Source organism: Streptococcus mitis (assembly GCF_023110375.1).
Classification (GTDB): Bacteria; Bacillota; Bacilli; order Lactobacillales; family Streptococcaceae; genus Streptococcus; species Streptococcus mitis_CI.
Window position 1 is genome coordinate 124976 of record NZ_JALDVV010000001.1, and the last position, 14220, is coordinate 139195.

Annotated in this window: 15 protein-coding genes; 12 read left to right on the plus strand and 3 right to left on the minus strand. The window is 38.3% G+C overall.

Annotation, left to right across the window (positions count from 1 at the left end; genetic code table 11):
- The first annotated feature begins 25 nt into the window (after positions 1-25).
- Together serB and M1G12_RS00635 are read left to right on the plus strand one after the other, a co-directional pair.
- A complete protein-coding gene (gene serB / locus M1G12_RS00630; protein ID WP_004254255.1) occupies positions 26-670 on the plus strand; it encodes a phosphoserine phosphatase SerB in 645 nt (214 codons plus the stop codon).
- Positions 671-678: 8 nt separating this feature from the next.
- Positions 679-1794, plus strand: a complete 1116-nt coding sequence (locus M1G12_RS00635; protein ID WP_023947479.1) for a glycerate kinase — start codon at positions 679-681, stop codon at positions 1792-1794.
- On the opposite strand, the gene M1G12_RS00640 is transcribed toward M1G12_RS00635, so the two are convergent.
- The gene (locus M1G12_RS00640; RefSeq protein WP_000131072.1) at positions 1791-2237 is read right to left on the minus strand and encodes a DUF1694 domain-containing protein; all 447 of its coding nucleotides are present in this window, start codon (positions 2235-2237) and stop codon (positions 1791-1793) included. The genes M1G12_RS00635 and M1G12_RS00640 overlap by 4 nt on opposite strands.
- 163 nt (positions 2238-2400) lie before the next feature.
- On the opposite strand from M1G12_RS00640, the gene eno reads away from it, so the two are divergent.
- The gene (gene eno, locus M1G12_RS00645; RefSeq protein WP_000022821.1) at positions 2401-3705 is read left to right on the plus strand and encodes a surface-displayed alpha-enolase; all 1305 of its coding nucleotides are present in this window, start codon (positions 2401-2403) and stop codon (positions 3703-3705) included.
- A gap of 92 nt (positions 3706-3797) precedes the next feature.
- Here the strand turns inward: eno and M1G12_RS00650 are convergent, their stop codons facing one another.
- A complete protein-coding gene (locus M1G12_RS00650) occupies positions 3798-4880 on the minus strand; it encodes a transposase (protein ID WP_247949211.1) in 1083 nt (360 codons plus the stop codon).
- 292 nt (positions 4881-5172) lie between these two features.
- On the opposite strand from M1G12_RS00650, the gene M1G12_RS00655 reads away from it, so the two are divergent.
- The 5 genes from M1G12_RS00655 (at position 5173) to M1G12_RS00675 (ending at position 10317) form a co-directional block, all read left to right on the plus strand.
- The gene (locus M1G12_RS00655) at positions 5173-6432 is read left to right on the plus strand and encodes a UDP-N-acetylglucosamine 1-carboxyvinyltransferase (RefSeq protein WP_084865554.1); all 1260 of its coding nucleotides are present in this window, start codon (positions 5173-5175) and stop codon (positions 6430-6432) included.
- Between the two features lie 15 nt (positions 6433-6447).
- Entirely contained in the window at positions 6448-6999 is a 552-nt protein-coding gene (locus tag M1G12_RS00660; RefSeq protein WP_084865556.1) for a GNAT family N-acetyltransferase, read from the plus strand.
- Positions 6992-8269, plus strand: a complete 1278-nt coding sequence (gene spxR, locus M1G12_RS00665; RefSeq protein WP_045606875.1) for a CBS-HotDog domain-containing transcription factor SpxR — start codon at positions 6992-6994, stop codon at positions 8267-8269. Before M1G12_RS00660 ends, spxR begins: the two co-directional genes overlap by 8 nt.
- A gap of 15 nt (positions 8270-8284) precedes the next feature.
- A complete protein-coding gene (locus M1G12_RS00670) occupies positions 8285-9145 on the plus strand; it encodes a methionyl aminopeptidase (protein WP_000631540.1) in 861 nt (286 codons plus the stop codon).
- 254 nt (positions 9146-9399) lie between these two features.
- Positions 9400-10317 carry a bifunctional riboflavin kinase/FAD synthetase gene (locus M1G12_RS00675; protein WP_247941949.1) on the plus strand — a complete coding sequence of 306 codons (918 nt, stop codon included), beginning with the start codon at positions 9400-9402 and terminating at the stop codon, positions 10315-10317.
- Positions 10318-10404: 87 nt separating this feature from the next.
- On the opposite strand, the gene M1G12_RS00680 is transcribed toward M1G12_RS00675, so the two are convergent.
- Positions 10405-11253: a YitT family protein gene (locus tag M1G12_RS00680; RefSeq protein ID WP_247949212.1), complete on the minus strand. Its 849-nt coding sequence runs from the start codon at positions 11251-11253 to the stop codon at positions 10405-10407.
- Positions 11254-11393: 140 nt separating this feature from the next.
- Between M1G12_RS00680 and M1G12_RS00685 the strand changes: the two genes are divergently transcribed.
- The 4 genes from M1G12_RS00685 to sdbB all read left to right on the plus strand — a co-directional run bounded on the left by M1G12_RS00685 (position 11394) and on the right by sdbB (position 14114).
- Entirely contained in the window at positions 11394-12233 is an 840-nt protein-coding gene (locus M1G12_RS00685) for a DegV family protein (RefSeq protein ID WP_247949213.1), read from the plus strand.
- 107 nt (positions 12234-12340) lie between these two features.
- Complete coding sequence (locus M1G12_RS00690; protein ID WP_001284640.1) at positions 12341-12616, plus strand: HU family DNA-binding protein; 276 nt, start codon at positions 12341-12343, stop codon at positions 12614-12616.
- 212 nt (positions 12617-12828) lie between these two features.
- A complete protein-coding gene (ccdA2, locus tag M1G12_RS00695) occupies positions 12829-13536 on the plus strand; it encodes a cytochrome c biogenesis CcdA family protein (protein WP_247949214.1) in 708 nt (235 codons plus the stop codon).
- An 11-nt stretch (positions 13537-13547) separates the two neighbouring features.
- The gene (gene sdbB / locus M1G12_RS00700; protein WP_024057793.1) at positions 13548-14114 is read left to right on the plus strand and encodes a thiol-disulfide oxidoreductase-associated lipoprotein SdbB; all 567 of its coding nucleotides are present in this window, start codon (positions 13548-13550) and stop codon (positions 14112-14114) included.
- Positions 14115-14220 lie beyond the last annotated feature (106 nt).

The following is a 14220-nucleotide window of genomic DNA, read 5'->3' on the forward strand; positions in this document are numbered from 1 at the left end:
TTAGGCTGTTTAGAGAGGAGAACTGATGTCCCAAGTAAAAGGCTTGTGTGTCATGGATGTTGACGGCACCTTAATCCTAGAAGAAGTGATTGATTTGTTGGGAAGAGAGGCAGGTCGTGAGGCGGAAATTGCGCAGCTTACAAGTCAGGCAATGCGAGGAGAGTTGAATTTTGAAACGAGTTTACGAGACAGAGTTTTCTTGTTGGAAGGCCTTCCTATTTCGGTCTTTGATACAGTCTTCAATTCTATTCATCTATCGCCAAATGCCCAGGAATTCATTTCTATTCTCCAAAGGAATGCTATCCTAGTTGGTATGGTGTCCGGTGGATTTTCTCCAATAGTTGAGAGATTAGCAAAATCTCTTGGAATTGCCTATTTTTCTGCCAACCAACTTGAAGTCAAAGGTGGCTTTCTAACAGGGGAATTAGTTGGACAAATTATCAGTCCCCAGGTCAAAAAAGATACTCTAGAACAATGGAGAAAGGAACTGCAACTTCCTAGAGAAAGAACTGTTGCAATCGGAGATGGGGCAAATGACCTATTAATGTTGAAGTCAGCAGGACTGGGAATTGCTTTTTGTGCCAAAGAAGTGCTCAAAAAAGAAATACCGAATCATGTTGACAAGAGGGATTTTTTAGAAGTTCTTCCTTTGATTGACTGTTTAGAATGAGGGAAAATATGAAGATTGTAATTGCACCAGATTCATTTAAAGAAAGCTTGACCGCTGATCAGGTAGCTGAAGCAATAAAAAGAGGCTTCCAACAATCGATAGCAGATGTAGAATGTCTCCTCTGCCCTGTTGGTGATGGTGGCGAAGGTACAGTAGATTCTATTCGACATTCTCTTGACATTGAAGAAAAATGGATCCAAGTGACAGGCCCTTTTGGACAAAAAGAAGCCATGAGCTATTTTCAAAAAGAACAACTGGCACTATTTGAAGTGGCTGACTTAGTTGGCCTTGGAAAAATTCCGATAGAGAAACGAAATCCACTTCAAATTCAGACTTGTGGTATTGGAGAGTTGATTCGTCATCTCATTGCTCAAGGGATTAAAGAAATCTATATCGGCGTTGGTGGCACGGCCAGTAATGACGGAGGAATTGGGATCGCTGCTGGTTTAGGTTATCGATTTTATGATAGGGATGGAAATGTCTTGCCCGCTTGCGGTCAGTCCTTACTAAATTTAGCTTCTGTTTCAACAGAAAATCGCTATGAAATTCCTGAAGATGTTCAAATTCGTATTTTAGCAGATGTCACGAGTCCCTTATGTGGTTATCAAGGTGCGACCTACACGTTTGGCAAGCAAAAAGGTCTAGATCCTACTATGTTTGCAGTCGTAGATCAGGCAATCCAAGATTTTTATGAAAAAGTCTCCCCTGCAACATTGGAACTTAAAGGAGCAGGAGCTGGTGGAGGCATTGCTGGCGGTTTGTGTGCCTTTGCTCAGGCAAATATCGTGTCTGGAATTGATACCTGCTTGAACCTAATTAGCTTTGATAAGAAAGTTGCAGATGCTGACTTGGTTATTGTTGGAGAAGGAAGGCTAGATCGTCAAAGTTTAGCAGGTAAAGCGCCGATAGGTGTTGCAAAAAGAACCCCTATCGGAGTTCCTGTCATTGCTATTTGTGGTAGTATTGCTGAGGATTTACCTTCCCTACCATTTGAGAATATCCAAGCGGCTTTTTCAATTTTGGAGAAAAGTGAACCTCTAGAAGATAGTTTGAAAAATGCCAGTCTCTATTTGGAGCACACGGCTGCCAATATAGGGCATTTATTAAATATGCGCAAGATTTAGCCAAACCATTTCTTCCAGAAGGATGTTTTGGCTGGACCTTCCTTTTTATCTTCCCAAAGTTTTGCAAAAGCAAGTCGAAGGTCCTTTTCTTCTACTTGAACTGGTGCATTGCTATGGATAATCAGGCCAAAAGGAGAAGAAGTATGCTCTTCAGATACAATGGTAGCTTGACTATCAGTTTCTTTAGCTTCTTTTAAGTAGAAAACTTGCTTGTCAAATTCGATATTTGGTGAAATCTTCACAAATAGTGGTTCTGCTTTTTCCTGAAGGTTTTCTAAAATGGATAAAAAGCCTTTTTCTAACTGAGGGCTATTTGCTGTATCAATATCTGCATATCCAAGAACTCTTTCCTCAAAAGTACCAAGATAGCGTCTTTGCTCATCCGGATTTAATTTTGCTCCACCATGAGCTTTTTCAAGTAATTGTTTTGATAAATCTGTCATGAAAACAGTATATCATAAAAGATAGAATAAAACAGACAAAAGAAAGCGATTACTTTATAAAGTTAAGGAAAATTTGCACAAAGATAACGTTTTTTCTTGAAAAAGGAGGGGTTTTAAGGTATTATAGAGGTGTAAAAAATTTAACTCATAAGGAGAGTAAAAAATGTCAATTATTACTGATGTTTACGCTCGCGAAGTCCTAGACTCACGCGGTAACCCAACACTTGAAGTAGAAGTTTACACTGAATCAGGTGCTTTCGGACGTGGTATGGTTCCATCAGGAGCTTCTACTGGTGAACACGAAGCAGTTGAACTTCGCGATGGTGACAAATCTCGTTACGGTGGTCTTGGTACACAAAAAGCTGTTGACAACGTAAACAACATCATTGCTGAAGCTATCATTGGCTACGATGTACGTGATCAACAAGCTATCGACCGTGCTATGATCGCTCTTGACGGTACTCCTAACAAAGGTAAATTGGGTGCAAACGCAATCCTTGGTGTGTCTATCGCTGTAGCTCGTGCTGCTGCTGACTACCTTGAAATCCCACTTTACAGCTACCTTGGTGGATTCAACACTAAAGTTCTTCCAACTCCAATGATGAATATCATCAACGGTGGTTCTCACTCTGACGCTCCAATCGCTTTCCAAGAATTCATGATCGTACCTGCTGGTGCGCCATCATTCAAAGAAGCTCTTCGTTGGGGTGCTGAAATCTTCCACGCTCTTAAGAAAATCCTTAAATCTCGTGGTTTGGAAACAGCCGTAGGTGACGAAGGTGGATTCGCTCCTCGTTTTGAAGGAACTGAAGACGGAGTTGAAACTATCCTTGCTGCTATCGAAGCTGCTGGATATGTTCCAGGTAAAGACGTATTTATCGGATTTGACTGTGCTTCATCAGAATTCTACGATAAAGAACGTAAAGTTTACGACTACACTAAATTTGAAGGTGAAGGTGCTGCTGTACGTACTGCTGCAGAACAAATCGACTACCTTGAAGAATTGGTAAACAAATACCCAATCATCACTATCGAAGATGGTATGGATGAAAACGACTGGGACGGTTGGAAAGCTCTTACTGAACGTCTTGGTGGTAAAGTTCAATTGGTTGGTGACGACTTCTTCGTAACAAACACTTCTTACCTTGAAAAAGGTATTGCAGAAGGTGCTGCTAACTCAATCCTTATCAAAGTTAACCAAATCGGTACTCTTACTGAAACATTCGACGCTATCGAAATGGCGAAAGAAGCTGGTTACACTGCCGTTGTATCACACCGTTCAGGTGAAACTGAAGATTCAACAATCGCTGACATCGCAGTTGCAACTAACGCAGGACAAATCAAGACAGGTTCACTTTCACGTACAGACCGTATCGCTAAATACAACCAATTGCTTCGCATCGAAGACCAACTTGGTGAAGTAGCAGAATACCGTGGATTGAAATCATTCTACAACCTTAAAAAATAATCGTTGATCTAACAACGTTTTAAGCCCCTCGGATTTTATCCGAAGGGCTATTTTTGTGGGCTCTTTGTCAACTGTAGTGGGTTGAAGAAAAGCTAAGATCTAGAAAGGACGAAATTCGTCCTTTCTTTTTTGATGTTGATAGCGATAAAAATCCTTTTTTTGAAGTTTTCAAAGTTCCGAAAACCAAATGCATTTCGTTTGATAAGTTTGATGAGATTATTAGTAGCTTCCAATTTGGCGTTGGAGTAGGGTAGTTGAAGGGCGTTGATAATCTTTTCTTTGTCCTTTAGGAAGGTTTTAAAGACAGTCTGAAAAAGAGGATGAACCTGCTTTAGATTGTCCTCGATAAGTCCGAAAAATTTGTCTGGCTCTTTATTCTGGAAATGAAAAAGTAAGAGCTGATAGAGATTGTAGTGGAATTTCAAGTCTTCTGAATAGCTCAAAAGCTTGTCTAGAATTTCTTTATTTGTTAAGTGCATACGAAAAGTAGGGCGATAAAAACGTTTATCACTCAGTTTACGACTATCCTGCTGGATGAGCTTCCAGTAGCGTTTGATAGCCTTGTATTCATGAGATTTTCGCTCAAATTGATTCATGATTTGGACACGGACACGACTCATAGCACGGCTGAGATGTTGGACAATGTGAAAGCGGTCGAGAACGATTTTAGCACATGGGAAAAGCTGTTTAGCTAAGGCATACTCGTCCCAGGACATAATCTCAGGAAGTTGGCTAAAGTTATGCTTAAAGCGAAAGTCATTGAGCTTGCGAATGACAGTTGAAGTTGAAATGGAAAGCTGATGTGCAATATCGGTCATAGAAGTCTTTTCAATCAGCTTATGAGCAATTTTTTGGTTGATAATACGAGGAATTTGGTGATTTTTCTCGACGAGAGAGGTCTGTGAGACCATCATTTTAGAGCAATGATAGCACTTGAAACGACGCTTTCTAAGGAGGATTCTAGTAGGCATACCAGTCATTTCGAGGTAAGGAATTTTCGACGGTTTTTGGAAGTCATATTTCTTCATTTGACTTCCGCAATCAGGGCAAGATGGTGCCTCATAATCTAGTTTAGCGATGATTTCTTTGTGAGTATCCCTATTGATGATATCCATAAATTGGACATTAGGGTCTTTGATATCGAGCAGTTTTATGATAAAATGTAATGGTTCCATATGATTCTTTCTAATGAGTTGTTTCGTCGCTTTTCATTATAGATCTTATGGGACTTTTTTTCTACACAAAAATAGGCTCCATAATATCTATAGAGGATTTACCCACTACAAATATTATAGAGCCTTTTTGTGTTCAGGGTGCAAAAAAGGGGCATAACTTTTAAGAAAGTTAAGTTACCAATAAATAGGATTCAGCTAATATAATTGAAAATGATGGAAAAAAGGGTGAATTTATGATATACTTTAGAGTAGGACCTTTTTAGAAATTTTGAAAGAGTATTAAAAATTTAAAATGAGAAAAATTGTTATCAATGGTGGTTTGCCCCTGCAAGGTGAGATTACCATTAGTGGTGCAAAAAATAGTGTTGTAGCTTTGATTCCAGCTATTATTTTGGCAGATGATGTTGTAACTTTGGATTGTGTGCCAGATATTTCCGATGTTGCTAGTCTTGTCGAAATCATGGAATTAATGGGTGCTACTGTTAAGAGATATGATGATGTGTTAGAGATTGATCCAAGAGGTGTTAAGAATATTCCAATGCCATACGGAAAAATCAATAGTCTTCGTGCATCTTATTATTTTTATGGAAGTCTTTTAGGTCGCTTTGGTGAAGCTACTGTTGGTTTACCTGGTGGATGTGATTTGGGACCTCGCCCTATTGACTTACACCTTAAGGCTTTTGAAGCTATGGGAGCAACTGTTAGCTACGAGGGAGATAACATGAAGTTATCTGCTAAAGATACAGGACTTCATGGTGCAAGTATTTACATGGATACGGTTAGTGTCGGTGCGACGATTAATACGATGATTGCTGCGGTTAAAGCAAATGGTCGTACTATTATTGAAAATGCAGCCCGTGAACCTGAGATTATTGACGTTGCTACTCTATTGAATAATATGGGTGCCCATATCCGTGGTGCTGGAACCAATATCATCATTATTGATGGTGTTGAAAGATTACATGGAACGCGTCATCAGGTGATTCCAGATCGTATCGAAGCGGGAACATATATTTCCTTAGCTGCAGCAGTTGGTAAGGGAATTCGGATTAATAATGTTCTTTATGAACACCTAGAAGGATTCATTGCTAAGTTGGAAGAAATGGGAGTGAGAATGACTGTATCGGAGGACAGTATTTTTGTCGAAGAACAGTCTAATTTGAAAGCAATTAATATTAAGACAGCTCCTTACCCAGGCTTTGCTACTGACTTGCAACAACCAATTACTCCTCTCTTGTTAACAGCAGAGGGTCGTGGTACCATTATTGATACCATTTATGAAAAACGAGTAAACCATGTTTTTGAACTAGCAAAGATGGACGCAGATATTACGACTACAAACGACCATATTTTATATACTGGTGGCCGTAGTTTACGTGGTGCAAATGTAAAAGCTACTGACCTTAGAGCTGGTGCTGCACTTGTCATTGCTGGACTGATGGCTGAAGGTAAAACTGAAATAACAAATATTGAGTTCATTTTACGTGGTTATTCGGATATTATTGAAAAATTACGTAATCTAGGAGCGGATATTACACTTGTTGAAGAATAAACCGTAGAGGTGTTTATGAATATTTGGACCAAATTAGCAATGTTTTCTTTTTTTGAAACGGATCGCTTGTATTTGCGTCCTTTCTTTTTTAGTGATAGTCAGGACTTCCATGAGATAGCTTCAAATCCAGAAAATTTACAATTCATTTTTCCAAGTCAAGCTAGTTTGGAAGAGAGTCAATATGCACTGGCCAATTATTTTATGAAATCTCCATTAGGAGTATGGGCTATTTGTGACAAGAAAACTGAAAAAATGATTGGTTCAATTAAGTTTGAGAAGCTAGATGAAATTAAAAAAGAAGCAGAACTTGGTTATTTTTTGAGAAAAGATATATGGTGTCAAGGTTTTATGACAGAAGTTGTTAAAAAACTTTGTCAGCTTTCTTTTGAGGAATTTGGTTTAAAACAATTATCCATCATTACTCACCTTGAAAATAAAGCTAGCCAAAAAGTTGCTCTTAAGTCTGGATTCCGTTTAATTCGGCAATTTAAAGGAAGTGATCGCTATACAAGGAAAATGCGAGATTATCTTGAGTTTCGCTTTGTAAAGGGAGAAATTAATGAGTAAACACCAAGAAATTCTAAGTTATTTGGAAGAATTACCCGTTGGTAAAAGGGTCAGTGTTCGAAGCATTTCCAACCATCTAGGAGTCAGTGATGGAACGGCCTATCGGGCTATCAAGGAAGCGGAAAATCGTGGAATAGTAGAGACTCGACCAAGAAGTGGTACTATTCGTGTTAAATCTCAGAAAGTTGCTATCGAGAGATTAACATTTGCTGAAATTGCAGAAGTGACTTCTTCTGAGGTTTTGGCTGGGCAAGAAGGTTTAGAGAGAGAATTTAGTAAGTTTTCAATTGGTGCCATGACTGAACAAAATATCTTGTCCTACCTTCACGATGGTGGGCTCCTGATTGTCGGAGACCGTACCCGTATCCAATTACTAGCGCTGGAAAATGAAAATGCAGTTCTGGTTACAGGTGGATTTCAGGTCCATGATGATGTGCTTAAACTGGCCAATCAAAAAGGGATTCCTGTTCTGAGAAGCAAGAATGACACTTTTACCATTGCGACCATGATAAATAAAGCCCTGTCAAATGTACAAATCAAGACTGATATTCTGACAGTTGAGAAACTTTATCGTCCAAGTCATGAGTATGGTTTTCTGAGAGAGACTGACACTGTTAAAGATTATTTGGACTTGGTACGTAAGAATCGTAGCAGTCGTTTCCCAGTTATCAATCAACATCAGGTTGTTGTTGGGGTTGTTACCATGAGAGACGCTGGTGATAAGTCACCAAGCACCACAATTGACAAGGTCATGTCTCGTAGTCTATTTTTGGTTGGATTATCAACAAATATTGCTAATGTGAGTCAACGGATGATTGCTGAAGACTTTGAAATGGTACCGGTTGTTCGAAATAATCAAACCTTGCTTGGGGTTGTAACCAGACGAGATGTCATGGAGAAGATGAGTCGTTCCCAAGTTTCGGCTCTACCAACTTTTTCAGAGCAGATTGGTCAAAAACTTTCTTATCACCATGATGAAGTAGTCATTACAGTGGAGCCCTTTATGCTAGAGAAAAATGGTGTTTTGGCTAATGGTGTTTTGGCAGAAATTCTGACCCATATGACCCAAGATTTAGTTGTTAATAGTGGGCGCAATCTCATCATCGAGCAAATGCTGATCTACTTTTTGCAGGCTGTTCAGATAGATGATATACTGCGCATTCAAGCACGCATTATCCACCATACTAGACGATCAGCTATTATTGATTACGATATTTATCATGGTCATCAGATTGTTTCAAAAGCAAATGTGACCGTTAAAATTAATTAGAAACTAGGAGAAATAATGATAACATTAAAATCAGCTCGTGAAATCGAAGCTATGGATAAGGCCGGTGATTTTTTAGCAAGTATCCATATTGGCTTGCGTGATTTGATTAAGCCTGGCGTAGATATGTGGGAAGTTGAAGAGTATGTCCGCCGTCGTTGTAAGGAAGAAAATTTCCTTCCGCTTCAGATTGGAGTCGACGGTGCAATGATGGACTATCCTTATGCTACCTGTTGCTCTCTTAATGATGAAGTGGCTCATGCTTTCCCTCGTCACTATATCTTGAAAGATGGTGATTTGCTCAAAGTTGATATGGTTTTGGGAGGTCCAATTGCTAAATCTGACCTGAATGTCTCAAAATTAAACTTCAACAATGTTGAACAAATGAAAAAATACACTCAGAGCTATTCTGGTGGCCTAGCAGACTCTTGTTGGGCATATGCTGTAGGTACACCGTCCGAAGAAGTGAAAAACTTGATGGATGTAACCAAAGAAGCTATGTACAAGGGTATTGAGCAAGCCGTCATTGGGAATCGTATCGGTGATATTGGAGCAGCTATTCAAGAATATGCTGAAAGTCGTGGATACGGTGTAGTGCGTGATTTGGTTGGTCATGGTGTTGGCCCAACTATGCATGAAGAACCAATGGTTCCTAACTATGGTATTGCTGGTCGTGGGCTTCGTCTCCGTGAAGGAATGGTGTTGACCATTGAACCAATGATCAACACGGGTGACTGGGAAATTGATACAGATATGAAGACTGGTTGGGCGCATAAGACTATTGACGGTGGCCTATCTTGTCAATATGAACACCAATTCGTGATTACGAAAGACGGACCTGTTATCTTGACTAGCCAAGGTGAAGAAGGAACTTATTAGTAAAAAGTGAAAAGACTACTGGAAGTTGATTTTATAAAGAATTTACTAGAACTTTTCATAATAAAGCGCATTATATCAAGTTTTAAGGGCTGATGTGATGCGTTTTTCTGATTTCAAGATTCTTACGTCAATCTCTTGTACGTTATGTTGATTTTAAAACCAAAATTCTTCTAAAATGCTACACTTCAGGTTAAAAAAACGACATTTCAGATTTTCTGTTCCAGAAATAGCTATCACTATGATATAATTATTTTATGATTATTACTATTCCTATAAAAAACCAAAAAGATATTGGCACACCATCCGATTCGGTAGTTGTTCTCGGCTATTTTGATGGTATACATAAGGGACATCAAGAACTATTTCGTGTTGCCAACAAGGCTGCGATGAAAGATTTGTTGCCTATCGTAGTTATGACGTTTAATGAATCTCCAAAGATTGCTTTAGAGCCTTATCATCCGGATTTGTTTTTGCATATTTTGAACCCAGCTGAACGTGAAAGAAAGTTAAAACGAGCAGGCGTAGAAGAATTGTATCTCCTTGATTTTAGTAGCAAATTTGCTAGTCTCACGGCAGAAGAATTTTTTGCAACCTATATTAAGGCTATGAATGCTAAAATTATTGTTGCAGGTTTTGATTATACATTTGGTTCTGACAAAAAAACGGCAGAAGATTTAAAGAATTACTTTGATGGAGAAGTTATCATTGTCCCACCTGTAGAAGATGAGAAAGGAAAGATTAGTTCAACTCGTATCCGTCAAGCTATTTTAGATGGCAATGTGAAAGAAGCAGGAGAACTTTTGGGTGCACCGCTTCCATCCAGAGGTATGGTGGTTCATGGTAACGCTCGTGGTCGTACGATTGGTTATCCAACAGCTAATTTGGTGCTTTTAGACCGTACTTATATGCCAGCAGATGGCGTTTATGTTGTTGATGTTGAGATTCAAAGACAGAAGTATCGTGCTATGGCTAGTGTTGGAAAAAATGTGACCTTTGATGGAGAAGAAGCACGTTTTGAAGTCAATATTTTTGATTTTAATCAAGATATTTATGGTGAAACTGTTATGGTTTATTGGCTTGATCGTATTCGAGATATGACCAAATTTGACTCAGTCGACCAATTAGTGGATCAGTTAAAGGCTGATGAAGAACTAGCTCGGAATTGGTCTTAAGAGATTGAGTAAACAAAAAAGAGGTTGTCTGTAACCCAAAAGATAGATGAATAAGTCTAACTTTTGAGGTCACTACACTACCTCTTTTTATTCTTTTTCAAAGGTAAATCCTTCTCCAAGGATTTCGTGGGCTTCTGTAATAGTTATAAAGGCTTGAGGATCAATTCGATGAATCATTTCCTTCATTTTAACAATTTCATTTCTTCCGACAATACAGTAAATGATTTTTAAATCTTCTTGACTATAATAACCTTGACCTGAGATGAAAGTAACACCTCTTCCTAGGTCATCATTAATCGCCTTAGCAAGTTGGTCAGGACGTTTGGTAATAATCATAAATCCTTTACCTGCGTAGCCACCTTCGCCAATCAAATCAATGACACGCGAAACGATAAAATCAAATAAGAGCGTGTAGGAAACCAATCTCAAATCCTTGAAGATTAGGAGAATCAGCATGAGAATACAAAAATCTAAGATAAAGAGCAGTTTCCCCATGGATATATGAGTGTATTTATTGAGAATACGAGCTAGAATATCAGTACCACCAGTTGTACCTCCCGCATTAAAGATAATTCCAAGACCAATTCCCAATAGAATCCCAGCTATAAGGGCAGTGATTAGTAAATCACCTTGCAGATCAATATGAAGGGGAATCCGCTCAAAAATAGCCAACCAAGCGGACAAAGCTAAGGTTCCTAGTAAACTAGAATAGAGGGATTTGGCTCCAAAGATTTTCCAAGCTAGGATGAAAAGGGGAATATTAATCAGCAAGTTCATGAGAGAAACAGGGATTTTAAAAAGATAAAAGGTGATGAGGGTAATACCTGTCGCCCCTCCTTCAAAGAGATGATGGGGAACTACAAAATAAGTTAGCCCAAAAGCATAAATAGCAGCACCTAGTAAAATGGTTAAAATGGGATAAATTTTTTTTATCATAGGAACCTCTTTTCTTATAAGTAGATTATATCAAATTTTTAAGGAAAATTTGAATGACTCCATTAGGATTTTTAATCTTTTTTTGATATAATTAAGAGTAAGAAAACCAATCTGAATCCTAAAATAGAAAGATTGCAACTATGACAAAAATTAAGATTGTAACCGATTCATCTGTTACTATTGAACCAGAACTAGTAAAACAATTAGATATCACTGTTGTTCCACTATCTGTAATGATTGATAATGTTGTTTATTCTGATGCTGATTTGAAAGAAGAAGGTAAATTTCTTCAGTTAATGCAAGAAAGTAAGAATCTTCCTAAAACAAGTCAGCCACCTGTAGGTGTCTTTGCTGAAGTGTTTGAAGACCTATCTAAGGATGGTAGCCAGATTCTTGCTATTCATATGTCCCATGCTCTTTCAGGGACTGTAGAAGCAGCGCGTCAAGGTGCCAGCCTGTCTACTGCCGATGTGACAGTTATCGATAGTTCCTTCACTGACCAAGCCTTGAAATTCCAAGTTGTTGAGGCTGCGAAATTAGCACAAGAAGGCAAAGAGATGGCGGAAATTTTATCTCACGTTGAAGAGGTAAAAAACCATACGGAGCTCTACATTGGTGTTTCTACTCTAGAAAACCTAGTAAAAGGTGGACGAATTGGCCGTGTAACTGGATTGTTGAGCTCCCTTCTCAATATCCGTGTTGTCATGCAAATGAAAGACCATGAATTGCAGCCAATTGTTAAAGGTCGTGGAGCTAAAACCTTTAAAAAATGGTTAGATGAGTTAATAGCAACTCTCTCTGAACGTTCTGTAGCAGAGATTGGAATTTCATATTCTGGTAGTGCTGATTGGGCAAAAGAGATGAAAGAAAGTTTACAAGCTTATGTCGAAAAGCCAATTTCTGTTTTGGAAACGGGTTCCATTATTCAAACTCACACGGGTGAGAACGCTTGGGCTATTTTGGTACGTTACCACTCCTAAAAAAATAAATAAAATGGGAAGAAATAGTGTTTTTAACTTGACCTAAAAGGGATTTTAGGATATGATTATATTTGTTAATTAGAAATTAAATTGGAGGAATCGTTAACATGGCAAACAAACAAGATTTGATCGCTAAAGTAGCAGAAGCTACAGAATTGACTAAGAAAGACTCAGCAGCAGCAGTTGAAGCTGTATTCGCAGCAGTAACTGAGTACCTTGCAGCTGGTGAAAAAGTTCAATTGATTGGTTTTGGTAACTTTGAAGTTCGTGAGCGTGCTGCACGTAAAGGTCGCAACCCACAAACTGGTAAAGAAATCAAAATTGCAGCTTCTAAAGTTCCAGCATTCAAAGCTGGTAAAGCTCTTAAAGACGCTGTTAAATAATCAACCTTCCAAAAGCCTATTGTATCAAGCTTTCTAGCTTGGGCAGTAGGCTTTTTTTGTGTATAGGAGGCAAAAAAGGGCCAGAATCTGAATGAACTAGTACCGGAAAATATTTCAAGTACAGACTAATTCAAATTGCGTAGCAGAAATCATACAAATGAAATTGATTATAGTAAAATAGGATTAGAATTATTAAGAAAGTTGGTTTTTTATTGGAAACGATAGTATTTTCAATCTCCGTTTTTTTAGCAGGGATCTTGTCCTTCTTTTCCCCTTGCATTTTTCCTCTGTTACCTGTTTATACTGGAATTTTGCTGGATGATCAGGAAAGTGCAAAAAGTTTTTCTTTGTTTGGGAGAAAAGTTGCGTGGTCAGGCTTGATTCGAACACTTTGCTTTATTGCAGGTATTTCTCTTATTTTCTTTATTCTAGGATTTGGTGCTGGTTACTTTGGTAATATTCTCTATGCCAATTGGTTTCGCTATACCATGGGTACGATTATCATTATTTTGGGCCTTCACCAGATGGAAATTTTTCATTTTAAGAAATTAGAGGTTCAAAAAAGCTTTACTTTTAAGAAATCAGAAGCCAATCGTTATTGGTCGGCCTTTTTACTCGGTATTACCTTTAGCTTTGGTTGGACGCCTTGTATTGGTCCAGTTTTGAGTTCTGTTTTAGCACTTGCGGCTTCAGGCGGCAATGGCGCTTGGCAAGGAGCTATCTATACTCTTATTTACACTCTGGGTATGGCCATTCCTTTCTTGCTCTTGGCTCTTGCTTCAGGTGTAGTGATGCCTTATTTTAGTAAAATCAAGCGTCATATGATGCTACTGAAGAAAATTGGTGGTTTCCTCATTATTTTAATGGGAATTTTGTTAATCTTAGGACAAGTAAATGTTCTAGCTGGAATTTTTGAATAAAGGAGAAAAAGATGAAAAAAGTAATGTTTGCTGGCTTAAGCCTCTTGTCATTAGTCGTATTAATGGCTTGTGGGGAGGAAGAGTCTAAAAAGACTCAAGCACCAGAACAAGCCCCAAAACAACAGCAACAAACGCCTGTACAACAAATTGCTGTTGGAAAAGAGGCTCCAGACTTTACCTTGCAATCCATGGATGGCAAAGAAGTTAAGTTATCTGATTATAAGGGTAAAAAAGTTTACTTGAAGTTTTGGGCTTCCTGGTGTGGTCCATGTAAGAAAAGTATGCCTGAGTTGATGGAATTAGCTGCAAAAGAAGATCGAGATTTTGAAATTCTTAGTGTCGTTGCGCCAGGTCTTCAAGGGGAAAAAACAGTAGAAGAATTTCCAAAATGGTTCCAGGAACAAGGATATAAGGATATACCAGTTCTCTACGATACCAAGGGTAGCACTTTCCAAGCTTATCAAATCCGAAGTATTCCTACAGAATATTTGATTGATAGCCAAGGCAAGATTGGAAAAATCCAGTTTGGTGCAATAAGAAATGCAGATGCAGAAGCAGCCTTTAAAGAAATGAACTAGAATCGATAAAAATCTGATTACAATATGTAGTCAGATTTTTTTAGAAAAATATTTTATAAATATTCACAAATCTCCCATATTTATGGTAAAATAGAATCATCATTTT

Excerpts from the sequence above, each read along its gene's own strand:
- serB (WP_004254255.1), top strand. The coding sequence starts at position 26 with ATGTCCCAAGTAAAAGGCTTGTGTGTCATGGATGTTGACGGCACCTTA.
- M1G12_RS00635 (WP_023947479.1), top strand. The coding sequence starts at position 679 with ATGAAGATTGTAATTGCACCAGATTCATTTAAAGAAAGCTTGACCGCT.
- M1G12_RS00640 (WP_000131072.1), bottom strand. The coding sequence starts at position 2,237 with ATGACAGATTTATCAAAACAATTACTTGAAAAAGCTCATGGTGGAGCA.
- eno (WP_000022821.1), top strand. The coding sequence starts at position 2,401 with ATGTCAATTATTACTGATGTTTACGCTCGCGAAGTCCTAGACTCACGC.
- M1G12_RS00650 (WP_247949211.1), bottom strand. The coding sequence starts at position 4,880 with ATGGAACCATTACATTTTATCATAAAACTGCTCGATATCAAAGACCCT.
- M1G12_RS00655 (WP_084865554.1), top strand. The coding sequence starts at position 5,173 with ATGAGAAAAATTGTTATCAATGGTGGTTTGCCCCTGCAAGGTGAGATT.
- M1G12_RS00660 (WP_084865556.1), top strand. The coding sequence starts at position 6,448 with ATGAATATTTGGACCAAATTAGCAATGTTTTCTTTTTTTGAAACGGAT.
- spxR (WP_045606875.1), top strand. The coding sequence starts at position 6,992 with ATGAGTAAACACCAAGAAATTCTAAGTTATTTGGAAGAATTACCCGTT.
- M1G12_RS00670 (WP_000631540.1), top strand. The coding sequence starts at position 8,285 with ATGATAACATTAAAATCAGCTCGTGAAATCGAAGCTATGGATAAGGCC.
- M1G12_RS00675 (WP_247941949.1), top strand. The coding sequence starts at position 9,400 with ATGATTATTACTATTCCTATAAAAAACCAAAAAGATATTGGCACACCA.
- M1G12_RS00680 (WP_247949212.1), bottom strand. The coding sequence starts at position 11,253 with ATGATAAAAAAAATTTATCCCATTTTAACCATTTTACTAGGTGCTGCT.
- M1G12_RS00685 (WP_247949213.1), top strand. The coding sequence starts at position 11,394 with ATGACAAAAATTAAGATTGTAACCGATTCATCTGTTACTATTGAACCA.
- M1G12_RS00690 (WP_001284640.1), top strand. The coding sequence starts at position 12,341 with ATGGCAAACAAACAAGATTTGATCGCTAAAGTAGCAGAAGCTACAGAA.
- sdbB (WP_024057793.1), top strand. The coding sequence starts at position 13,548 with ATGAAAAAAGTAATGTTTGCTGGCTTAAGCCTCTTGTCATTAGTCGTA.